Consider the following 21,462-nt stretch of genomic DNA (forward strand, 5'->3'; position numbering starts at 1 on the left):
CGTAGGCCGGGTAAGGCGAAGCCGCCACCCGGCTATTTTATTCCAGACAGCACCCAACCCACCGACAGCAAATCCGCGCTACCGCCCGGGCTCAGGTTCCGTTCAATCAGTGCGTTATCCATCTTAAGCAACGCCTCGCGGTCCCAGCCAGTGGCCAGTAATTCCCGCGCATAGCCCTGAACGTAGCGCAGCCCTTCCATGCCGCCGCGTGAAACCAGATTACTGTCCTGATTAACCGCCATCAGGCGTAACAGCAGGCCGTGAAGTGAATGTCCGTTCCACTGCGCCAGCGCCTTACGGACCGTCGCAAAGCCGCTCTCAGCCTCGCCGCGCGCCCCGGTTAAGCCGTACTGCTGAAACTGCCGCTCGCCCGCCGTCGCCTGCCCGCTGCGTGCGGCCAGCTCCCGCGACACCAGCCCGCGGCAGATGTTACTCACCTCACAGCAGAGGCTATCTGCGGAGATATTTTTCACACGACCGCCGGCGAAGCACAGTAAACCCAGAGCAAAAATCCCGCCCTTGTGGGTATTCACTCCGTTCGTCGCGGCGTACATCGCCTGCTCGCAGGCCATCCCCATCGGGCGGAGAAGGCGTAGCTGTTCGCCAGCGGGTTTATCCGCATGCGCGCTGCCCAACTCGGCAAAGCGCGTAAACCACGGCGTAATCGCCATAATGCTGCGAACGAACAGCGCATGGTCCATATCGCGATGGGAACCGTTATTGAGCTTGTCCACCAGCCCCGGCTTGGGCGTCAGCTCCAGCTCCTGCCACAGCGCCGCTTCGGCAAGCGCAGGCACGTCAACCGGGCGCGGTTTAGTCGCGAGCAAACCAGTCATCGATCATTTTCTCCACGCGGGAAACCACCTGCTCCACAGGATGAGCGCGCGAACGGGAGCAGGCATGAGCGGGCTCGTCGCAGATCAGGCAACGCCTTAGATTTGCGCCCAGCGACTGACGCCCGACGTGGCCGTGCTTAGGGCAGATCACGTCCAGATCCCACAGCCTGCCGAGCGGGTGCATCTGCTCCAGATTCGCACAGTGCGCTTTGATTTCCGCCGCCGGATGGGCCACGCACCACAGGGCTTCTGGCCCGGTCGGGAGCCATAGAACCTGGCGGTCCAGCACCTGCCAGCGGTTTTCCCACAGCAGCTGGTCGCACATCTGCAGCGCCACGCCCATGGTATTGCGATAGCGCAGGCTGTCCTTGATTTCCCCTGGCGTGACCAGCGTGAGGGAAATCACCGGTTGTTGATAGTGCTCGAGCATGTCAGCCTGGCGCGCTGCGCGGCGCTCTTTCGCCGCCAGCAGTTCGTCCAGGCTGACACCCGTCCGCACGGGTGTCGCTGAAATCATACTTACTCCTTCACCTGTCGCACGGTGTCGATCACGCTGCCGTCGCGGTAGCGGATCACCCCGACGATTTTGTCGGTAAACTCTATCGGTTTAGGGATGCCGGTCAGGGAGATCGCCCGCTCGTACAGCGCGTTGATATCCACAACCTTCAGCCCGGCTTCCAGCAGCCGCTCGCGGATTTCCGGACGCGCCGGGTTAACCGCGATGCCGTGGTCGGTGACCAGCACGTCGATGCTTTCGCCCGGCGTGAGGCGCGTGGTAACCCGCTTCACAACCGTGGGAATGCGGCTGCGCAGCAGCGGCGCGACGACGATGGTCAGATTCGCCGCGGCGGCCACGTCGCAGTGCCCGCCGGACGCGCCTCGCATCACCCCGTCGGAGCCGGTGATGACGTTGACGTTGAAATCAACGTCGATTTCAAGCGCGCTGAGGATCACCACGTCGAGCTGGTCACAGCTTGCCGCCTTGCTGCCGGGGTTGGCGTAGACGTTGGTGGAGATCTCCACGTGGTTCGGGTTGCGCGCCAGCGAAGCCGCCGCCTGACCGTCAAAGCACTGGGTATCGAGCAGCTTTTCGATCAGCCCCTTCTCGTGCAGGTCCACCAGGCTGCCGGTGATGCCGCCGAGCGCAAAGCGCGCCTTCACGCCGCTGCGCTCCATCTTCTCTTCCATAAAGCGGGTGCAGGCCGTGGCCGCCGCGCCGGAGCCGGTCTGCATCGAGAAGCCCGGTTTGAAGTAGCCGGAATGCTCAATCACGTCCGCCGCATAGCGGGCGATCATCAGCTCGCGCGGGTTGCTGGTGACGCGCGCCGCGCCGACGCTGATTTTCGCCGGGTCGCCTACGCTTTCAACCTGCACGATGTAGTCCACCTGGTCCTGCACCAGGCTGGCGGGCATATTGGGGAACGGCACCAGTTCTTCAGTCAGCAGCACCACCTTACGGGCAAAGTGCGCGTCCACCATGGCGTACCCCAGCGAGCCGCAGCACGATTTTCCGTGCGTCCCGTTGGCGTTGCCAAACTCATCGCTGCACGGCACGCCGAGAAACGCCACGTCGATATTCAGCTCGCCGTCCTGGAGCAGCTTCACGCGACCGCCGTGGGAGTGGATTTGCACCGGCTCGTCCATCAGCCCGTGGGAGATGGCATCCGCCAGCCTGCCGCGCATGCCCGAGGTGTAAATCCGGGTGATGACGCCGCTTTCGATATGCTCGATCAGCGCGTCGTTGCAGGTCATCAGCGAGCTGGAGGCCAGGGTCAGGTTTTTGAAGCCCATGCGCGCCAGCAGCGCCACAACGGTGTTGATCACCCGATCGCCTTCGCGAAACGCGTGGTGGAAGGAGATGGTCATGCCGTCCTGCAGGCCGCAGCGCTTAACCGCCTCTTCAACAGAGGCGCACAGCTTGCGGCTGTGTTTCGCGTCGCTGTCCGCCAGCACGGCGTGGCGCTGTGGGCGGTATCAAACGGTTTTAGGTCCCGCAGATGGGGAAAATTCACGTGAAGAAGTTCTGTCTGATTCATTATTTCATCCTTACCGACGCACGCCGGAGGCCGCCGCGCGCTCCAGCACCACCTGCGCGTGGTTAATAATCGGTGCATCCACCATTTTGCCGTTAAGCGACACCACGCCCAGGCCGTTACGCTCGCCCTCTTCTGCAGCCTCAATCACCCTTCTGGCGTGATCCACCTCTTCCTGCGTCGGGGCGTAGGCGTTGTGCAGCAGGTCAATCTGGCGCGGGTTGATCAGCGATTTGCCGTTAAAGCCCATCTTGCGGATCAAATCGACCTCGCGCAGGAACCCGGCCTCGTCGTTAACGTCTGACCACACCACGTCGAAGGCGTCGATGCCCGCCGCGCGGGCGGCGTGCAGCACGGCGCAGCGGGCGTAGAACAGCTCGGTGCCATCGCCGCGCTCGGTCTGCATGTCCATCACGTAGTCAAAGGCGGCCAGCGCAATGCCGATAAGGCGCGGAGAGCTGCGGGCAATCGCCACGGCGTTGATGACGCCAATGGCCGACTCAATCGCCGCCATTACGCGGGTGGAGCCGACCTCGCGGCCACACTCCTGCTCGATGCGCTCAAGGTGGCCTTCCAGCTCGTAGATGTCGTCCGGCGTGTCGGTTTTCGGCAGTCGGATCACGTCCACGCCTGCCCGCACGGCGGCTTTCAGATCCAGCAGGCCAAACGGCGTGCTCAGCGGGTTAATGCGCACCACGGTTTCGATATCCTGATACATCGGATGCTGCAGGGCATGGAACACCAGCATGCGCGCGGTATCCTTCTCGCGCAGGGCAACGGCGTCCTCAAGATCAAACATGATGGAGTCGGGACGGTAGATAAAGGCGGTGGAGAGCATGGCGGCGTTGGCGCCCGGCAGGAACAGCATACTGCGGCGGAGTTTGCTCATTTCAGCGCCCCCCAGTTGATGGCCTGTTCATCGGCGGCACGCATCAGCGCGCTTTGCAGGCGGGCGCGGATCACACAGTCCAGCGCCCCTTTGTCTTCAATAATAATTAATCCCTGGTGCACGTTCATGGCGCGCAATGTGTCGTTGACCACCTGGCGAATTTGCTCGCCAAACTGCTTAATCACTTCACTGTGGATGACTATCTCCAGCTCGCCGTGAGCGGGAGCGATTTTCACCATCAGGTCGCTGGACTCCTGCGTTCCGGCCAGCGCCTCCCTTACAATTTTCATGATAAATTCCTGGTAGTTAAGCGACTTCCGCACTCGCACGGTAATGCGTTTCGAGATGCGCGAAGGTGGAGTCCGGGACAATCTCCCGGATCCGGGAAAACTGCTGTGTCTTCAGTAAGCGGCGCACTTCGGACGCCGATATGGCGTTACCGGTGGCCTTGATGCGCGGCATTTCCACCACCTCAATATGTGAGGCCAGCAGGTCGTGCAGCGTCTGGTTGTACTGGCGGGTAATGTCGCAGAACGGCTCCGAGCCGATGAAGCGGTGCGTGATGCCCAGCGCCGGGGCGATAAAGTCCCGGAAGATCAGCACGTCGATCTCGCTCCACGCCTGCTGCACTTTGCCGGTCTCCTTCAGGAAGTAGGCCGGAAACGTGGCGCGAGAGATGATGTACTGCGAGCCTTCATGCACCACGACGTTCGGCAGATGCGCCACGCCCGCGCGCACCATCTCCAGACGCGCGCTGAACGGGAAGAACGAGGCGTCTTCACGCACCACAAAAAGATGCAGGGCATCGCACCGCTGCGCCGCCTGCTCCACCAGATGGCGGTGGCCGAGGGTGAACGGATTGGCGTTCATCACGATGGCGCCAATGTTCTTCCCGCACTTGCGCTTCGCGCTCAGGGAACGGCAGTAGCGCTCGATCCCCTGCGGGGTGTTCTCCATCAGCACCGCGTTGTTCCCGCTCTGGGCAATCGGCCAGAAGCCGCTGCGGGCAAAGCGCTCCCGGTTGCACGGACGGGTGCAGAGGAAGAGGTGAAAATGGCCGCACTCCAGCGCCGCATTTTCCACCTCTGCCAGCAGCCGCGCGCTGAGGTTCTCGCCGCGAAGCTGCTCGTTGACCGCCACGCATTTGATAACGTTGGCAGCAAGCCCTGCGCAACCCACCAGCTGCGAGCCGGACCAGGCTTCGACGAACAGCGTGATGTCGTTGTCCAGGCCAAGGCCGCTGTCTGCCAGCAGGTAGCGGATCTGGCTTAAGCGTTCCGGGTGTTTCGCCACGAGGGTGTGGCGAAAATCGATGGGTTGCGATTGCATGCTGCCGCCTTACTTAATGTGCTGCCGCAAGCCCGACGGCTGGCGCTTCCACGATCACGTTGCTGAGATGACCGATATGCTCGATCTCCACCTCAATGCGATCGCCCTCTTTCATAAACAGCGGCGGATTGCGCTTTTTACCCACCCCGCCCGGGGATCCGGTGATGATCACATCGCCAGGACTTAAGCGGGTGAAGGTGCTGATGTACTCGATCAGCTCCGCAACCTTGTGGATCATGCTGCTGGTGTTGTCTTCCTGCACCATGCGGCCGTTCAGCCAGGTGCGGATTGCAAGCCTGTGCGGATCGGGGATCTCATCTGCCGTCGCCATCCACGGGCCAAACGCGCCGGTTTTGCGCCAGTTTTTACCGGCGGTAAACCAGGTGTGCTGCCAGTCGCGGGCGGAGCCGTCCATGTAGCAGCTGTAGCCGGCCACGTGGCGCAGGGCGTCGTCGCGGCTGATGTTCTCCCCGCCTTTACCGATGATCACCGCCAGCTCGCCTTCGTAGTCGAATTCGCTGGAGTGGCGCGGCTTCAGCACCGGCTCGTTGTGTCCGGTCTGTGAATCCGGGAAGCGAACAAACAGCGTCGGGGCCGGGTTGTGCTGGTCAAACTCCTTGCGCTTGTCGGCGTAGTTCATGCCCACGCAGAGGATTTTTTCCGGCTGCTCAATCACCGGTAAGAAGGTGATGGCGCTCATCGGCACGTCCACGGCATCGTTCAGGTAGCGGGTGGCCTGTGCCAGCCCGTTGCCCTGCAGCAGCGCTTTAAGGTCGCTGTAGCGGTCGCCAAGACGGCGGCCTAAATCAATCACGCCGTCGGCCTGGACGATGCCGTAGCTGCGTTTTCCCTGGTATAAAAAGCTTGCGAGTTTCATTGTTCTTTCCTGAAAACTTAAACGAGGAAGTTGCCCAGAATCAGCAGTGAGACAGAGACGTTAATCGCCCCGCCGATACGGGTAGCAATCTGGGCGAATGGCATCAGGCTCATGCGGTTGCCTGCGGTCAGGATCGCCACGTCGCCGGTACCGCCCTGACCGCTCTGGCAGCAGGAGACGATGGCGACATCAATCGGGTGCATACCAATCTTTTTGCCGACGAAGAAGCCGGTCGCCACAAGCGCGGAGACGGTGCTGATAATCACCAGCAGGTTGGTCAGCGTGAAGGCGGCCACCAGTTCATGCCACGGGGTGATAGCCACGCCAACGGCAAAGAGAATCGGATAGGTCACAGAGGTCTGGAAGAATTTGTACACCACCTGAGAGCCTTCCAGCAGGCGCGGAGAGGCACCGTTACAGAGCTTCACCAGAACCGCCATAAACAGCATGCCGACCGGAGCAGGCAGGCCAATCAGCTTGTGGCCGAGCATGCCCAGCATATAGAGCAGCACCGCCAGCAGCGCGCCGGAGGCGATAGTGGTCACGTCCGCCTTGCCGGAGAATGCTGGCTGAGAGACGGTGGCATCGGCATTGGCGCGGTTAGGCATCAGCTGGCCTTCACCGGTCAGGTGCGGGTAGCGTTTACCGAGCTGGTTCAGGCAGCCGGAGATGATGATTGCCGTCAGCCCGCCGAGCATGACCATCGGCAGCACGCGGCCGAGCGCCACGCCCTGATCCATATGCAGCAGGGTGGCATAGCCGATGGAGAGCGGGATTGCACCTTCGCCCACGCCGCCCGCCATAATCGGCAGAATGATAAAGAAGAAGATCTGGAACGGCTCAAGACCCAGCGCCAGGCCGACGCCCATCCCTACCAGCATGCCGACGATTTCGCCGCACAGCATCGGGAAGAAAATGCGCAAGAAGCCCTGGATCAGCACCGTGCGGTTCATGCTCATGATGCTGCCGACGATAATGCAGCAGATGTAGAGATAGAGAATGTTGGTGGATTTGTAGAACTTGGTGGTGGACTCGACCACCACGTCCGGCAGCAGGCCGTAATAGACCAGCGCGGAAGGGATAAAGGTGGCGCAAATCGCCGCCGCGCCGAGCTTGCCGACAATCGGCAGGCGTTTGCCAAACTCGCCGCAGGCAAAGCCGAAGAAGGCCAGCGTGGCCACCATGACCACGATATCGCTCGGCAGTTTTCCGCCCAGGCAATCAATGGCAATCAGCGCGCCCGCCAGAACGAACAGCGGCAGAGGAATAATCCCGATTTTCCAGGTATCCATAATATGCCACCAGCGCTCTTTGAGCGAAGGTCGCTGAATTTCAATCGGGTCGTGGGTAACAGAGAAAGAATCGTCAGTTGTGCTCATAATAAGCCCCTTGGTTATTTTGTGCGTTCAGCTTAGAGTCACAAAGGCTTACTTTATGTGAGGGATGGCATATTAAAAGCGAAGTTTTAATGGCAGCTATGGTTTTAATGGTTTCTTTTATTTAATGTGATTTATACCTTATTTATTGCCGTGGTTTTTATGGTTTCTTTTCTAAATTGAACAAACAAATAACATTTGTTCATGCAGCCCAAAGCACGTTAGCCTTTTGGATAACGCTTTTACAGCGCCCGCTGTGCAAGGGATCACAAGTTTTCGGCAAAGCGGGCGTACGCGCAAAAAAAGATGATATATTGGCGATCTTTGTCGCTACCTTACGTGATAGTTATGAAAGTCTCTTTCCAGATCAAGCTGTTTATTTCGCTGGTTGCCTTTTTCTCAGTGCTTTTTGCGTTACTGGGCGGATATTATTATGCCGACGTAGGGAAACAGCTTTATCAGGAAATGAGTACGCGAGCCAAAATACAGGCTGAAGAGATTGCACTTATTCCGACATTGCGTAATGAAGTTGAACAAAAGAATATCAACGCCATCCATGATTTTATGCAGAAGATTTCTGCGCATAGCGACGCCAGCTTTATTGTGATTGGTGATAATAAAGGCCAGCATCTTTTTCACTCCGTCTTTGCCGACAGAGTGGGCACCACGCTGGTAGGCGGTGACAACGAAGCCGTATTGCAGGGTAAAAGCATCACCACCATCCGCAAAGGCGGGCTGGGCATTTCGCTGCGCAGTAAAGCCCCCATCTTCAACGCTGCAGGACAGGTGGTCGGCATCGTTTCGGTCGGCTATCTCACCAGCTACCTGGACACCATTACCGTCAGTAAGGTGGTCAACATTCTGATTGCCGCCGTGCTGCTGCTGATTGCTCTCTTTATCTTCTCCTGGTTCTTTACCCGCAGTATTAAGAAGCAGATCTTCTCCCTTGAGCCGCGCGAGATCGGCCTGCTGGTGCGTCAGCAGAAGGCCATGATGGAGTCTATTTATGAAGGGGTGATTGCCATTGACGATCAAAGGCGGATTGAAGTCATCAACCAGGCGGCGCGCAAGCTGCTGGGCCTGAGCCAGCCGGCCCGTGAACTGCGCGGACAGCTGATAAGCCAGGTGATCGATCCGGTCCCGTTCTTCGACACGCAGACGATGCTGGCGAAAGATACCCATGACGAGATTTGCCGTTTTAACGATCTCACGGTGATTGCCAGCCGGGTACACATCATGCTTGAGGGGTCGCTGCAGGGCTGGGTGATCACCTTCCGCGATCGCAACGAGATCGACTCGCTGAGCGCCCAGCTCAGCCAGGTCAAACGCTATGTCGATAACCTCCGCATTATGCGCCACGAGCAGTTAAACCGGATGACCACCCTCTCCGGCCTGCTGCATATGGGCCGCTATGAGGAGGCGATTGGCTACATTCAGGCGCAGTCTGAACACGCCCAGGAGCTGCTGGACTTTATCTCTTCGCGCTTCAGCTCACCGACCCTGTGCGGTCTGCTGCTGGGGAAAGCCGCCCGCGCGCGGGAGAAAGGCGTTGAATTGTGCTTCGATCCGGCCTGTCGGCTGGATAAATCATTCCTCCCCCTCGGGGAGCAGGAACTGATTTCAATTATTGGCAACCTGCTGGATAACGCCATCGAAGCGACGCAGCGGTCGCCGCTTCCCCACGCGCCGGTGGAGGTGCTGATAAAGCTCAGCGAACAGGAGCTGATTATTGAAGTCGCCGACCAGGGCGTTGGCATTACACCGGAGATCCGTGAGCGGATCTTTGAACGTGGCATCACCACCAAGACGCGCGGCGATCATGGGATTGGTCTGTATCTGATCGAAAGCTATGTCACACAGGCTGGCGGCGCAATAGAAGTTGCCGATAATACCCCGCGCGGCGCCATTTTCTCCCTGTTTATCCCGGCCACGGGAACCGCCCGGCAACTGGAAGACACCGACTATGCAACATGAACTTATCGACGTACTGATTGTTGAAGACGAGAACGAACTGGCGCAACTGCACGCGGAGCTGATAGGCAAACATCCGCGTCTGAGGCTGGTGGGCATTGCCTCGTCGCTGGCTGCGGCCCAGGCAGAGCTTGCAAATAAACAGCCGCAGCTGGTGCTGCTGGATAACTACCTGCCGGACGGCAAAGGGATCTCGCTTATCAATAACCCCATGCTGGCCCGCGCCAACTGCTCGGTGATTTTTATTACTGCCGCCAGCGATATGGACACCTGCAGCCAGGCCATCCGCAACGGCGCGTTCGACTACATCCTCAAACCCGTCTCCTGGAAGCGGCTCAGCCAGTCGCTGGAGCGGTTTGTACAGTTTGCCGAACAGCAGCGGGTCTGGAAGATTGTCGACCAGCAAAACGTCGATTCGCTGTATCAGCTGCAGGCGAAAAACTACCGCCTGGACAACGGCAGCAAAGGCATTGAGGAAAATACGCTGGCGCGGGTGCAGTCGCTGTTTAACGACAAGGCAACGCACTGCTTTACCGTGGATGAGGTGGTGAGCGAGACGGGGTTGAGTAAAACCACCACCCGTCGCTATCTGGAACACTGCGTCGAGGCGGGTTTTCTGACGGTGGAGATGCTGTACGGTAAGATTGGGCATCCGAGGAGAATGTACAAGCGTAGTGCGGTTTGATGAGACGTTCCCTCTCCCTGGGGGAGAGGGTTAGGGTGAGGGCAGCAGCCCGCACTATCTCAGTACATACCCATATAGCCGCTTAATCCCGTCGGCATCCTTCTCGCTGTAAACGCCCTGCAGTTCCGGCGAGAAGCCGGGCAGCAGGTTGATGCCCTCCTCCAGCGCCAGGAAGTAACGCTGTACCGCCCCGCCCCAGACTTCACCCGGCACCACGCACAGCACGCCTGGCGGATAGGGCAGCGCCCCTTCGGCAGCAATTCGCCCTTCGGCATCCCGTATGCGAACCAGCTCCACGTCGCCTCGAATATAGGCCCGGTTCGCATCCTGCGGGTTCATCACCACCTCAGGCAGGCTCTCCTTGCGGAACATCGCCTTCTGCAAATCCTTCACGTCGAAGCTGACGTAGAGATCGTGCATCTCCTGACACAGCTGGCGAAGGGTGTAATCCCGGTAGCGCACCGGGTATTTCTGAAAAATCGTCGGCAGCACGTCCGCCAGCGGCGTGTCGTCTTCAATATGCTGTTCAAACTGGCCCAGCATCGCCACCAGCTGTGCCAGCTTCTCGCTGCTTTCGGCAGGGGTCAGCAGGAACAGGATCGAGTTAAGGTCGCATTTCTCCGGCACAATGCCGTTTTCACGCAGATAGTGCGCCAGAATCGTCGCCGGGATACCGAAATCCGTGTACTCGCCGGTTTCGGCATCGATGCCCGGCGTGGTCAGCAGGAGCTTGCACGGGTCGACAAAGTACTGCTCGCTTGCATAGCCCTCAAAGCCGTGCCATTTGGCCCCCGGCTCGAAGCTGAAGAAGCGCAGCTCGCTGGCAATGGCGTGCGTCGGATGATCCTGCCACGGCCGCCCCGCCACCACCGGTGGGATAAACGGTTTGATCATATGACAGTTGGCAATGATTGCCTTGCGCGCTTCAATACCCAGCTCGACGCACTCCGCCCACAGCCTGCGTCCGCTTTCCCCTTCGTGGATCTTGGCATTCACATCCAGCGCTGCGAACAGCGGATAAAACGGGCTGGTGGAGGCATGCAGCATAAACGCGTTGTTCAGCCGCTTGTGCGGGCAAAAACGCGCCTGACCGCGAATGTGGTTATCCTTTTTATGGATCTGCGAGGTTTGCGAGAACCCGGCCTGCTGTTTATGCACCGACTGGGTCACGAAAATCCCCGGATCGCTCTCGTTCAGCTCCAGCAAGAGCGGGGACGTTTCTACCATCATCGGAATAAACTGCTCGTAGCCCACCCAGGCGGAGTCAAAGAGAATGTAGTCGCACAGATGGCCGATCTTATCGATCACCTGACGGGCGTTGTAGATCGTCCCGTCGTAGGTGCCAAGCTGAATGATCGCCAGGCGGAACGGACGTGCCTCATCGGCCTTCTCCGGTGCCGCCTCGCGGATAAGATCCCGCAGATACGCATCGTCAAAGCAGTGGTCGTCAATCCCGCCAATAAAGCCAAACGGGTTACGCGCGGCCTCAAGGTAAACCGGCGTGGCACCCGCCTGGATCAGCGCCCCGTGGTGGTTAGACTTATGGTTATTGCGGTCGAACAGCACCAGGTCGCCGCGGGTCAGCAGCGCGTTGGTCACTACCTTGTTGGCCGCTGACGTGCCGTTCAGCACGAAGTAGGTTTTATCCGCGTTAAACACTTTCGCCGCGAACTTTTGCGCGTGCTTAGCGGAGCCTTCGTGGATCAGCAGATCGCCCAGCTTCACGTCGGCGTTGCACATGTCGGCGCGAAACACGTTCTCACCGAAGAAATCATAGAACTGTCGCCCTGCCGGGTGCTTTTTGAAAAAGGCCCCGTGCTGGTGGCCCGGACAGGCGAAAGTGCTGTTGCCCATCTCCACATACTGGCTCAGGGTGTCGAAAAAAGGCGGCAGCAGATTCTCTTCATAACGGCTGGCAGCGCTCTCCAGTTCCAGAAACTCCTGAGCTTTACCCGAGATGACCGCGGTGGCGCCGTCGGGCACCTCCGTTGGCTCCGGAGAGAAAATAAACACCGGCAGCTGAAAGCCCGTGCGTTTCAGCAGTGCAAGGATACCGCTGCGGCTTTCAGCCGTTGTGATGACGACGGCCGCCACATCGGTAAAATCAGTGCTGTCCAGCGTCACCTTTTCGCGGTGCGTAGACACAGTGGAGAGCAGCTCGCGGCTGACGGCAATTTTCATGGTTTTCATAGGCGCAGTTACCCTCACCGGGCGGTGAGACAGGGAGGAGAAAATTCGCGCAATAATGTCACCTTTTATTTTGAGGTGCAAGAAGGAATCAGTATGCACGAAATCAGCCAAAGCTAAGGCCCGCGAAGCCCTGCCGTGCCATAATAATGCAATATCAATGATTAAATAACAGGAGTTAACTTTGGTTATCGGGCCATTTATTAACGCAGGAGCCGTATTGCTGGGCGGCGTACTCGGCGCCGTGCTGAGCCAGCGGCTCCCGGAGCGGATTCGCACCTCCATGCCCTCAATATTCGGCCTGGCATCGTTAGGGATTGGTATTCTTCTGATGATCAAATGCGCCAACCTGCCGGTGATGGTGTTGGCTACCCTGCTCGGCGCGCTGATTGGCGAATTTTGCTATCTGGAAAAAGGCATTAACAGCGCGGTGAGTAAAGCCAAAAACCTGATTGCCCGACCGGGCAAGGCGAAACACGGCACGCACGAGACGTTTATTCAGAACTATGTCGCCATCATTATTCTGTTTTGCGCCAGCGGCACCGGGATTTTCGGTTCGATGCAGGAAGGGATGACGGGCGACCCGAGCATTTTGATTGCAAAAGCGTTTCTTGATTTCTTCACCGCCACTATTTTTGCCACCACGCTCGGCATTGCCGTGGCGGCGATTTGCGTCCCGATGCTGCTTATCCAGCTGGCACTGGCTACCTGTGCCACGCTAATTCTCCCGCTAACCACGCCGGCAATGATGGCAGACTTTACCGCCGTCGGCGGCCTGCTGCTGCTGGCTACCGGGCTGCGCATCTGTGGGATCAAGATGTTTGCCGTGGTGAATATGCTGCCCGCACTGCTGCTCGCCATGCCGCTCTCCGCGCTCTGGACGCACTTTTTCGCTTAAGGATGCGGCGAAATGGTGAGAGATTGCGCAGTCTGTAACGAAAACAACATTTTTCGTTGACGCCACCGGGCAGATCGGGTTTAATGCGCCCCGTTGCCCGGATAGCTCAGTCGGTAGAGCAGGGGATTGAAAATCCCCGTGTCCTTGGTTCGATTCCGAGTCCGGGCACCACTATTTAAAGAACCCGCCCAAAAGGCGGGTTTTTGCTATATGGCTACGGCCGATTTCTGGGCGCTGATAAGCGTGGCTTTAATGCAGGCACGCTTACGATAATAGTCCGGTAAGTTAATACAGGCGGTGGCTCTTTTTTATCACTTAATTTTGCCGGATAAATTGCTGACCTGATTTGAAAGGTTGTCGTTGCTCCGCTTCATGTCATCAAGGCTTCTTTGCAATCGCTCGATCTTACTCTCCTGCTCAGAATTCTTTCTCTCAAGCTGTAAAACCTTCTGAGTTAGCTCATCGACTTTGCGGTTGTCGGACTTCATCTTCCTCAGGCTATCCTGCATCTCCTTTAGATCCTCCCCCCTGAAATTAGAAGGCTCGATTTCATCTGCACCATAAATTACCGGGATATATCCACTATTAAAGTTGCTGGGTTCGATACTAACCTGAACTTTATTTTGCCCCGTAGAGTGCGCATAACCTATTGAAGAAAAATAAAAAAAAGAAACAACACACAGACCAGACAGATATTTATTCATTTCTAACGTCCTTTTAAATTTTTCAATCACTTCCAGGAGTCTCCTTCTGGTATCACCCGCTCAGGATAAAACACTTGGCTTAGCCTCTGGCATTTCATAAACGGGGTTAAAGAGCAGAAGATACTTTTCGTTTTTCATTATAATACGCGTTTCCTCTCCCCCAAAATCCAACCGCCACCCGCTCATTTTCTGCCACCTTACATCCGCCGGCATCGAGAAAAGTGCGTTACCACGCACCTTATTAACGAACCCGCCCTCGTGGCGGTTTTTTGCTTTTGAATTCCTGACAACTTTAGGGATCGTTCCCACCTGTGCCCAGCAGTTTATTTTTGAAGATAAACAGACACGCCTCATTGAAGTTCTCCGCCCCCAGCCGTTCCGAGAGCGCCGTACGTTTGCGGTAGAGACTTTTCACTGACGTATTCAGTTCGCCTGCAATCTCCTCCATTGACATGCCTGCCCTCAGCAACCGCAACATGATCGTTTCATGCGTGCTCAGCCGTAAATTCAGCAGCCACTTCGTGGTCAGGCGCCTGCCCTTCATATTGAGCACCAGGTTAAACAGCGAGGCCATGTCCGGCGCCGTCAGCGATGTGTTCATAAACAGCTTCATACTGAGCAGATTCTCCTCGCGATGGCGCATATCAAGCATAACGCAGCAAATCGTTTTTCTCGTTCTGGCCGGATGGCGTATCAGGTAATCATATAAACGAAGCGGCGCACGACTATCAATCAATACAGAATATTCATCTGCACCGTTATCAAATATGTTTCTGTCAATCGAGTCGAGCAGGATAATATCCGGAAAAAATATCCGCATCCCCCTGACAAGGTAGCGATCCTGAGTCACTAACACTATTGAAGTTGCCACTAACCATCCCTTTTAGATTAAAGCAAGAACGATCCCTCAGAAAGAAGGCCGCCTTCGTTTTATAGCGCTGTTATATTAACGACAAATGTATTCTGGCTTTGGACATCCCTCAATACACACATTGATGAGTAAGACTTCCTGTAGACTATCATTCAATGTCTGCCTTTAATTATAAATAAAAAACAATCCCAGAAAAGTCACTTCTCTAAACATTAAGAATTTTTGTCATGAAACTTCCCAAACATGCACCAGAAAGTACTTTAATTGAGGCAAATATGCGTCATTTAAAATATATACAAAACTGTCACAATAAAAATAAAACCACTATATTTCAATGTATTACAATTAACGACTCAATTCAAAATAAACACAAAAAACTGCTCATTACAGAATTATCTCAAAACTACACAGCAGCTTTTCAGCATATTTATCCGGCAACATATCAGGTGTACATTACCTCCCATCAAGACCACTGAGATGAGGTTTCATAATTACCTTTAAGTAAGTACCCCATAACGTTACTGCATTCAGATTTAATGTTCCCATTTATGGCCTTTAACGCAGAGTTAAAAGGCGGCCGTGTTATGCAATGGATTCATGATAAACAAATGGCAAATAGATATGGAAAGATCGCTTCGCTTAAGTACATTATTCTTTTATCGCACCCCAACATTATTGTTTCTGTTATTACTCTTTCCTGTTCTGGTTCAGGGTTCGGAATCCGTTTATGAGCAACAGATTCAACAGGCGCGTAACGGTAATTACACGTCGTTTCTCGATTATCTTCAGCGTTATCAGCAGCAGCATGCCCTGACGCCTGAACACGTTGCGGACTGGTTACAGGTGGCGGCCTGGGCAGGTCATGATGACGAGGTTATTCAGGTCTGGCAGCGCTACAGCATTTATATGCCGCTGCCCGCCCGTGGCGTTGCGGCTGTCGCACAGGCCAGGAGAAATCAGAAAGCGTGGCAGCCAGCTCTGGCGCTCTGGAAAGAAGCGCTGAGCCTTGCGCCGGATAACGACGATTATCGTATCGGCTATATCAAAACCCTGGCCGATGCCCGTAAAGATACGCTTGCCCTTAAGGAAGCCCGACAGCTGGTGGCGGAGGAGCCCTCTCAGGCGCATCTTCAGACGCTGGGGTATGTCTGGTTACGCCAGGGAAAAAGCTGGGATCGGCTTTTAGCAGACGCGCGCGCGCTGAATATCGCGCCAGAAAATCACGCGCTTCTTCGCGAGCTGATCGACGCGCTAACGGATAACCGGGTCAATACTCCCGCTCTCCAGCTTTCAAAAAAGGTGGCGCTGTCCCCAGCGGAACGTCGTCGTCTAGAGCTGAATGCCGCAGCCGAAAGCGTTCGCCTTGCAGATGTGCCTGGCAGAACAGAAAAGGAGCGCCTGCAGCTTGCGCAATCCGCACTGAATCGTTACGACGCGCTGCTGTCTCGCTGGCAAAGCGAGCCGCAGGCGGCGGAAGACGTCGTCCTTGCGCGTATCGACCGGCTCGGCGCGCTCTACGCTCATGCCGATTACCCGCGGGTCATCAGCGAATATCAGGATCTGACGGCAGCCCGGCATCCGGTGCCGGGCTGGGCAATCGGCTGGGTGATCTCGTCCTACCTCCAGGAGAAAAATACCGCTGCCGCCTTCGCGCTTCTGCAGCGCTATCCGCAATACGCTTCCGATCCGCAGGACGAGGAACACCCGCTTTTCTACGCCTGGCTGGATACGGGAGAGTATCAGGCCGCCCGCCAGTACGTTGAGCGCCAGACCCGCAACGTCCCCTGGACCCGTTACGATTTCGGCTCCCCTACCCCTCAGCCGAACGATCGGTGGCTTGCCGGCCAGTCGCTCCGTTTTAACTATTTGCTGGCGACGAATGCCCTGCCGGAAGCCGAAAAGCTGGCGCGACGTCTGGCGACAACCGCGCCGGGCAATCAGGGATTGCAGATTGACTACGCCACGCTGCTTCAGACGCGAGGCCTGCCGCGCGCGGCCGAGCAAACGCTGAAAATGGCGGAGGCGCTGGAGCCCTCGAATCTCGAACTTGAGCAGCAGCAGGCTTACGTCGCCATGGATCTGCAGGAATGGCGGCAGATGGATTTACTGGCCGACGACGTTGTCGCCCGCGCGCCGCGCGATCGCAGCGCAAGGCGTCTGGACAGGCTCCGCACCGTCCACCATATGTCCGAGCTGCGCCTCAACGCGAGCAAGGGTTTGCACTCCGATAACCCCGTCAGCGGGACGCACGACCTCAACTGGGACGCCACGCTCTATGGCCCACCCGTGGCGGATAGCTGGCGGCTGTTTGCCGGCACCCGCTATGCAGAGGGTAATTTCGATGAAGGCAAAGGCTCCAGCCGTCACCTGTTGGGCGGCGTCGAATGGCGGCCACGCAACCTCCAGCTCGAAGCCGAACTCTCCAGCAACCGCTATCACGGGGCAAACAAGCCGGGCGCTCGCCTCTCAACTACGTACGTTCTGACAGATAACTGGCAGGTCAGCGGCAGCCTTGAACGCCTGTCGCGCACCACGCCCCTGCGGGCGTTACGCAACGGGATCAACGCCAACCGGGGGGAAGGCGGCGTGCGCTGGTATCAAAACGAGCGTCGTGAGTACCAGTTCAGCGCCGCCCTCAGCCGCTTCTCGGATCATAACCGCCGCCAGGAATACACCCTCACGGGCAAGGAGCGTCTCTGGCAGACCCCGTCACTGACGCTGGATCTCGAACCGGGGATCGCCGCCAGTAAAAATAGCCTGCGGGACACGCTCTACTACAACCCGGCGCGGGATCTCTCCGTGACGGCGGCCCTGGCCGTTGACCATGAGATGTACCGCCATTACGACACCCTCTGGAGCCAGCAGTTTGTGGCGGGAGGCGGCAGCTACTGGCAGAAAAATCAGTCCGCTGGCGCCATCGCCCTGCTGGGTTACGGACAGCGCGTCCAGTGGAACAACGTTATTGATACCGGCGTGATGCTGAACTGGGACAAGCGCCCTTACGACGGCAAACGCGAGAGCAACCTCTCCGTCACGTTAGACGCGACTTTACGCTTTTAAGGATGATTATGCTTAACACACGTTTTTCCGCGAGCCTGATACTCCTCGGCTGGCTCTGCCTCAGCGCGAGCGTCTGCGCGCAGGCATTTTCGTTTATTGCGCCCAAAGCGCGGCCACAGCTGGAGGCGAGCAAACCCTGGCCGCAGAACCAGTTTCTGGTGCTGGCCTACCACGATGTAGAAGACGATGCCGCCGATCAGCGCTACCTCTCCGTGCGCACCAGCGCGCTAAACGAGCAGATAAGCTGGCTGCTGCACAACGGTTATCACATCATCAGCGTGCAGGACATTCTGGATGCCCATAACGGGAAAAAAACGCTGCCACCGAAAGCCGTTCTGCTCAGCTTTGACGACGGCTACAGCAGCTTTTACACCCGCGTCTGGCCGCTGCTTCAGGCGTGGAACGTCCCTGCGCTCTGGGCGCCGGTGGGCAGCTGGGTGGATACGCCGGAAAATCAAAAAGTTAACTTCGGCGGTCTGATGACGCCCCGCGATCGCTTCGCGACGTGGGACATGGTGCGCGAGCTCAGCCGGTCCCCGCTGATTGAGATCGGATCGCACACCTGGGCCTCGCATTACGGCATTCCGGCCAACCCGCAGGGCAGCCGCGAACCTGCCATCGCCAACCGCTTTTATGACAAAACCACGGGCCGCTATGAAACCGATCGGCAGTTCAGCCAGCGGATCGGCGATGACGTTCGCAAAGTGACTGAAAAAATCACGCAGGTAACGGGCAAGGCACCGCGCGCCTGGGTCTGGCCCTACGGCGCTGCTAACGGTACGTCGCTTGCGATCGCCAGACAGCAGGGTTATCAGCTGGCCTTTACCCTTGAGGACGGGCTGGGGAACGTGCAGGATCTCGGCAACATTCCTCGTCTGCTGATCGCCGGAAACCCCTCGCTCAAGGCTTTTGCCAATACGGTAAGCCAGGTTCAGGAGCACGATCCCGTTCGCGTCATGCACGTCGATCTCGACTACGTTTACGATCCCGATCCGGCCCAGCAGACCCAAAACATCAACAAGCTGATCCAGCGGGTCTACGACATGAAAATCAGCCATGTTTTTCTGCAGGCGTTTGCCGACCCGCAGGGCGACGGCAGGATCAAGGCGCTCTATTTCCCCAACCGTCGTCTGCCGGTCCGGGCCGATCTCTTTAATTTTGTCTCCTGGCAGCTGCAAACCCGCGCGGGGGTGAAAGTCTTCGCGTGGATGCCGGTGCTCTCGTTCGATCTCGATCCTGCCCTGCCGCGCGTGCAGCGCCGGGATCGTCAAACCGGCCAGCTGCGCGAAGCCACCGAGCCCTATATCCGGCTCTCCCCGTGGGACCTGCAGGTGCGCCAGCAGGTAACGGACATCTACGAAGATCTGGCCCGCTATGCCAGCTTCAACGGGATTTTGTTCCATGACGATGCGGTGCTGACGGACGTGGACGATGGCGCTCAGAGCACAACACGTCAGAAAAGCCAGCTGCTGATTGGGTTTACCCACGCCCTGAGCCTGGCGGTGAAGCATATCCGTGGCCCGCAGATAAAAACCGCGCGCAACATGTTCGCCTTACCCATTCTTCAGCCGGAAAGCGAAGCGTGGTTCGCGCAGAATCTTGACGATTTTCTGGCGGAGTATGACTGGACGGTGCCGATGGCCATGCCGCTGATGGAGTCCATTTCGGCTGACGAGAGCGATGCCTGGCTGGCGCGTCTGGTTAAAGCGGTCGCCACACGTCCCGGCGCGATCGATAAAACCATTTTTGAACTGCAGGCCAGGGACTGGGATAAGAAACCGCAGCGCGCCGTTTCTGATAGCCAGCTTGCGCAGTGGATGCGCGTGCTTCAGCTGAACGGCGTCAAAAACTACGGTTACTACCCCGATGATTTCATCAACAACCAACCTGATATCACACGCATCAGGCCTGTATTTTCTTCGTACTGGTACCCTGACAATGACTGATCGCATTATCGCCTTTTCCATTTTATGTCTGGTATTCGGGTTGCCGTTAGGCGTGGCCGCCCTCTTTACCGGCGAACTGATTCTGGATTTTGTGTTCTTCTGGCCGCTGTTCATGTCCGTGCTCTGGATAACCGGCGGGCTCTATTTCTGGTTTCAGCTTGAACGCCACTGGTCGTGGGATAGAGAGACGCCCGCCCCGACGCTCGCCGGTGAGCCGCTCATCTCCATTCTGATCCCCTGCTTTAACGAGGGACGAAATGCCCGGGAGACCATCAGCGCCGCGCTGGATCAGCGGTATGAAAATATAGAAGTTATCGCCATCAACGACGGCTCGTCTGACAACACGGCGCAGGTGCTGCAGGCGCTGGCGCTGGAACAGCCGCGCCTGCGGGTGATTAATCTCGCGGAAAATCAGGGGAAAGCGCTGGCGCTCAAAGCCGGCGCGGCGGCGGCCCGGGGCGATCTGCTGGTCTGCATTGACGGTGACGCCCTGCTCGATCGCGATACGGCAGCGTATCTGGTGGCACCGCTGATTCAGTATCCCCACGTCGGGGCGGTCACCGGGAACCCGCGTATTCGCACGCGCTCCACGCTGATCGGCCGCATTCAGGTGGGCGAGTTCTCATCGATTATCGGGCTCATCAAGCGGACGCAGCGGATCTATGGCCGGGTCTTTACCGTCTCGGGCGTCATCGCCGCCTTTCGTCGACAGGCGCTGGCGGACGTCGGGTACTGGAGCCCGGACATGATCACCGAAGACATCGACATCAGCTGGAAGCTCCAGCTGCGCCACTGGGATATCTTTTTCGAGCCGCGGGCGCTGTGCTGGATCCTGATGCCGGAGACGCTCAAGGGCCTGTGGAAACAGCGTTTGCGCTGGGCCCAGGGCGGCGCGGAGGTGTTTCTGGTCAACCTTCGCAGGATTGTGCGCTGGGAGCATCACCGCATGTGGCCCCTTTTTATCGAGTACGCCCTGTCAACGCTGTGGGCCTTCGCGTATGCCATGACGGTGCTGTTATTTATTCTCAGCCATATCGCCCCTGTTCCTGCCAGGCTGATCGTGGAGAGCCTCTTTCCACCGGAGTTTACCGGGCTACTGCTGGGCGTGATGTGCCTCCTGCAGTTCCTCGTCAGTTTGTACATTGAGCGGCGCTATGAACGGAAGGTGGCCAGCTCGCTTTTCTGGGTGATCTGGTTCCCGATGGTGTACTGGATGATCGGCCTGTTCACCACCCTCGTCGCCTTTCCAAAAGTCATGCTTAAACGCCAGCGCGCCCGCGCGCGCTGGATCAGTCCGGACCGGGGAAAAGGAAGCCTTCAATGAACGAAAATACCTTAATACTGACCGAACATCGGCTGTTGCCACGTCTTTTCGATGCCGCGTTAACGCTGGTGGCGTGGGGAGGCTTTCTGTTTTTCCTGTATGCCCGGCTCTGGATGCAGCTAACCGAGGAGAGCGACCACAGCTGGGGCGTGATTATTGCGTCCTTTAATACGGTATTGCTCTACCTGCTGTTCGCCGCACTCAACGGCTGGCTGCTGATTTTGTGGTATCAGTACAATCGCCGCCGCGCCCACGTCAGGCGGCGCCAGCCGGGTTATTTGCAGGAGGAGGAGCTGGCCCGCAGCTTTAATGTCTCACCGCAGATCATCTCCGAGATGAGCCAGTACAACCTGCTGACGGTCTATCATGACCAGATTGGCCGCATCATCGATCTGAAGATCAACGGGCAGGAAGAGGAAGAACAGTAACGAAAAGCCCCCGCAGGATATCCTGCGGGGGCTTTTTTATTGCGGGTA

The 21,462-nt window shown here is 57.5% G+C and carries 18 protein-coding genes, 1 tRNA gene and 1 pseudogene; 9 read left to right on the forward strand and 11 right to left on the reverse strand.

Annotated elements, in window-relative coordinates:
* Positions 1-32: 32 nt before the first annotated feature.
* The 8 genes and pseudogenes from citG to ELK40_RS19130 all read right to left on the reverse strand — a co-directional run bounded on the left by citG (position 33) and on the right by ELK40_RS19130 (position 7,343).
* Positions 33-836, reverse strand: a complete 804-nt coding sequence (gene citG / locus ELK40_RS19095) for a triphosphoribosyl-dephospho-CoA synthase CitG (protein ID WP_127732280.1) — start codon at positions 834-836, stop codon at positions 33-35.
* On the reverse strand, positions 814-1,353 hold the full coding sequence (gene citX, locus ELK40_RS19100) for a citrate lyase holo-[acyl-carrier protein] synthase (RefSeq protein WP_127732282.1): 540 nt from the start codon (positions 1,351-1,353) through the stop codon (positions 814-816). Before citX ends, citG begins: the two co-directional genes overlap by 23 nt.
* Positions 1,354-1,355: 2 nt before the next feature.
* Positions 1,356-2,872, reverse strand: a pseudogene (gene citF / locus ELK40_RS19105) (citrate lyase subunit alpha).
* 10 nt (positions 2,873-2,882) lie between these two features.
* The gene (gene citE / locus ELK40_RS19110) at positions 2,883-3,758 is read right to left on the reverse strand and encodes a citrate (pro-3S)-lyase subunit beta (protein ID WP_127732284.1); all 876 of its coding nucleotides are present in this window, start codon (positions 3,756-3,758) and stop codon (positions 2,883-2,885) included.
* Positions 3,755-4,048: a citrate lyase acyl carrier protein gene (citD, locus tag ELK40_RS19115; protein WP_008499773.1), complete on the reverse strand. Its 294-nt coding sequence runs from the start codon at positions 4,046-4,048 to the stop codon at positions 3,755-3,757. The genes citE and citD overlap by 4 nt, the downstream gene beginning before the upstream one ends.
* 16 nt (positions 4,049-4,064) lie before the next feature.
* Positions 4,065-5,087, reverse strand: coding sequence for a [citrate (pro-3S)-lyase] ligase (gene citC, locus ELK40_RS19120; protein WP_047173623.1), 1,023 nt, complete (start codon positions 5,085-5,087; stop codon positions 4,065-4,067).
* Positions 5,088-5,100: 13 nt separating this feature from the next.
* Positions 5,101-5,964, reverse strand: a complete 864-nt coding sequence (locus ELK40_RS19125) for a fumarylacetoacetate hydrolase family protein (RefSeq protein WP_047173579.1) — start codon at positions 5,962-5,964, stop codon at positions 5,101-5,103.
* 17 nt (positions 5,965-5,981) lie between these two features.
* Entirely contained in the window at positions 5,982-7,343 is a 1,362-nt protein-coding gene (locus ELK40_RS19130) for a 2-hydroxycarboxylate transporter family protein (protein ID WP_115876255.1), read from the reverse strand.
* Positions 7,344-7,688: 345 nt separating this feature from the next.
* Between ELK40_RS19130 and ELK40_RS19135 the strand changes: the two genes are divergently transcribed.
* Positions 7,689-9,314 (forward strand): sensor histidine kinase, encoded by a 1,626-nt coding sequence (locus ELK40_RS19135; RefSeq protein ID WP_164850639.1) that lies wholly within the window; start codon positions 7,689-7,691, stop codon positions 9,312-9,314.
* On the forward strand, positions 9,304-9,996 hold the full coding sequence (locus tag ELK40_RS19140) for a response regulator (protein ID WP_115876257.1): 693 nt from the start codon (positions 9,304-9,306) through the stop codon (positions 9,994-9,996). The genes ELK40_RS19135 and ELK40_RS19140 overlap by 11 nt, the downstream gene beginning before the upstream one ends.
* A gap of 54 nt (positions 9,997-10,050) precedes the next feature.
* Here the strand turns inward: ELK40_RS19140 and ELK40_RS19145 are convergent, their stop codons facing one another.
* Complete coding sequence (locus ELK40_RS19145; protein WP_127732286.1) at positions 10,051-12,186, reverse strand: ornithine decarboxylase; 2,136 nt, start codon at positions 12,184-12,186, stop codon at positions 10,051-10,053.
* A gap of 181 nt (positions 12,187-12,367) precedes the next feature.
* Here ELK40_RS19145 and ELK40_RS19150 point away from each other — a divergent pair, with 181 nt between their 5' ends.
* Entirely contained in the window at positions 12,368-13,081 is a 714-nt protein-coding gene (locus tag ELK40_RS19150) for a DUF554 domain-containing protein (protein ID WP_127732288.1), read from the forward strand.
* A 95-nt stretch (positions 13,082-13,176) separates the two neighbouring features.
* Positions 13,177-13,252: transfer RNA gene (locus ELK40_RS19155), tRNA-Phe, on the forward strand.
* Between the two features lie 140 nt (positions 13,253-13,392).
* Here ELK40_RS19155 and ELK40_RS19160 read toward each other — a convergent pair.
* Positions 13,393-13,815: a hypothetical protein gene (locus ELK40_RS19160; RefSeq protein ID WP_240741437.1), complete on the reverse strand. Its 423-nt coding sequence runs from the start codon at positions 13,813-13,815 to the stop codon at positions 13,393-13,395.
* Positions 13,816-14,077: 262 nt separating this feature from the next.
* Complete coding sequence (locus ELK40_RS19165) at positions 14,078-14,605, reverse strand: LuxR C-terminal-related transcriptional regulator (RefSeq protein WP_164850663.1); 528 nt, start codon at positions 14,603-14,605, stop codon at positions 14,078-14,080.
* A gap of 278 nt (positions 14,606-14,883) precedes the next feature.
* On the opposite strand from ELK40_RS19165, the gene ELK40_RS19170 reads away from it, so the two are divergent.
* From ELK40_RS19170 to pgaD, 5 genes are all read left to right on the forward strand, one after another.
* On the forward strand, positions 14,884-15,132 hold the full coding sequence (locus ELK40_RS19170) for a hypothetical protein (protein WP_127732290.1): 249 nt from the start codon (positions 14,884-14,886) through the stop codon (positions 15,130-15,132).
* A 145-nt stretch (positions 15,133-15,277) separates the two neighbouring features.
* Positions 15,278-17,716 carry a poly-beta-1,6 N-acetyl-D-glucosamine export porin PgaA gene (gene pgaA / locus ELK40_RS19175; protein WP_127732292.1) on the forward strand — a complete coding sequence of 813 codons (2,439 nt, stop codon included), beginning with the start codon at positions 15,278-15,280 and terminating at the stop codon, positions 17,714-17,716.
* 8 nt (positions 17,717-17,724) lie between these two features.
* Positions 17,725-19,662, forward strand: a complete 1,938-nt coding sequence (pgaB, locus tag ELK40_RS19180) for a poly-beta-1,6-N-acetyl-D-glucosamine N-deacetylase PgaB (RefSeq protein WP_127732294.1) — start codon at positions 17,725-17,727, stop codon at positions 19,660-19,662.
* Positions 19,655-20,986: a poly-beta-1,6-N-acetyl-D-glucosamine synthase gene (gene pgaC, locus ELK40_RS19185; protein ID WP_127732296.1), complete on the forward strand. Its 1,332-nt coding sequence runs from the start codon at positions 19,655-19,657 to the stop codon at positions 20,984-20,986. The genes pgaB and pgaC overlap by 8 nt, the downstream gene beginning before the upstream one ends.
* Complete coding sequence (pgaD, locus tag ELK40_RS19190) at positions 20,983-21,414, forward strand: poly-beta-1,6-N-acetyl-D-glucosamine biosynthesis protein PgaD (protein WP_111963254.1); 432 nt, start codon at positions 20,983-20,985, stop codon at positions 21,412-21,414. The genes pgaC and pgaD overlap by 4 nt, the downstream gene beginning before the upstream one ends.
* Positions 21,415-21,462: the final 48 nt, after the last annotated feature.

Source organism: Enterobacter sp. N18-03635 (genome assembly GCF_004006055.1).
In the GTDB taxonomy this organism is placed as follows: Bacteria; Pseudomonadota; Gammaproteobacteria; order Enterobacterales; family Enterobacteriaceae; genus Enterobacter; species Enterobacter vonholyi.

Coding starts and splice junctions, on each gene's coding strand:
- citG (WP_127732280.1), bottom strand. CDS start 836: ATGACTGGTTTGCTCGCGACTAAACCGCGCCCGGTTGACGTGCCTGCG.
- citX (WP_127732282.1), bottom strand. CDS start 1,353: ATGATTTCAGCGACACCCGTGCGGACGGGTGTCAGCCTGGACGAACTG.
- citE (WP_127732284.1), bottom strand. CDS start 3,758: ATGAGCAAACTCCGCCGCAGTATGCTGTTCCTGCCGGGCGCCAACGCC.
- citD (WP_008499773.1), bottom strand. CDS start 4,048: ATGAAAATTGTAAGGGAGGCGCTGGCCGGAACGCAGGAGTCCAGCGAC.
- citC (WP_047173623.1), bottom strand. CDS start 5,087: ATGCAATCGCAACCCATCGATTTTCGCCACACCCTCGTGGCGAAACAC.
- ELK40_RS19125 (WP_047173579.1), bottom strand. CDS start 5,964: ATGAAACTCGCAAGCTTTTTATACCAGGGAAAACGCAGCTACGGCATC.
- ELK40_RS19130 (WP_115876255.1), bottom strand. CDS start 7,343: ATGAGCACAACTGACGATTCTTTCTCTGTTACCCACGACCCGATTGAA.
- ELK40_RS19135 (WP_164850639.1), top strand. CDS start 7,689: ATGAAAGTCTCTTTCCAGATCAAGCTGTTTATTTCGCTGGTTGCCTTT.
- ELK40_RS19140 (WP_115876257.1), top strand. CDS start 9,304: ATGCAACATGAACTTATCGACGTACTGATTGTTGAAGACGAGAACGAA.
- ELK40_RS19145 (WP_127732286.1), bottom strand. CDS start 12,186: ATGAAAACCATGAAAATTGCCGTCAGCCGCGAGCTGCTCTCCACTGTG.
- ELK40_RS19165 (WP_164850663.1), bottom strand. CDS start 14,605: ATGCGGATATTTTTTCCGGATATTATCCTGCTCGACTCGATTGACAGA.
- ELK40_RS19170 (WP_127732290.1), top strand. CDS start 14,884: ATGAAACTTCCCAAACATGCACCAGAAAGTACTTTAATTGAGGCAAAT.
- pgaA (WP_127732292.1), top strand. CDS start 15,278: ATGGAAAGATCGCTTCGCTTAAGTACATTATTCTTTTATCGCACCCCA.
- pgaB (WP_127732294.1), top strand. CDS start 17,725: ATGCTTAACACACGTTTTTCCGCGAGCCTGATACTCCTCGGCTGGCTC.
- pgaC (WP_127732296.1), top strand. CDS start 19,655: ATGACTGATCGCATTATCGCCTTTTCCATTTTATGTCTGGTATTCGGG.
- pgaD (WP_111963254.1), top strand. CDS start 20,983: ATGAACGAAAATACCTTAATACTGACCGAACATCGGCTGTTGCCACGT.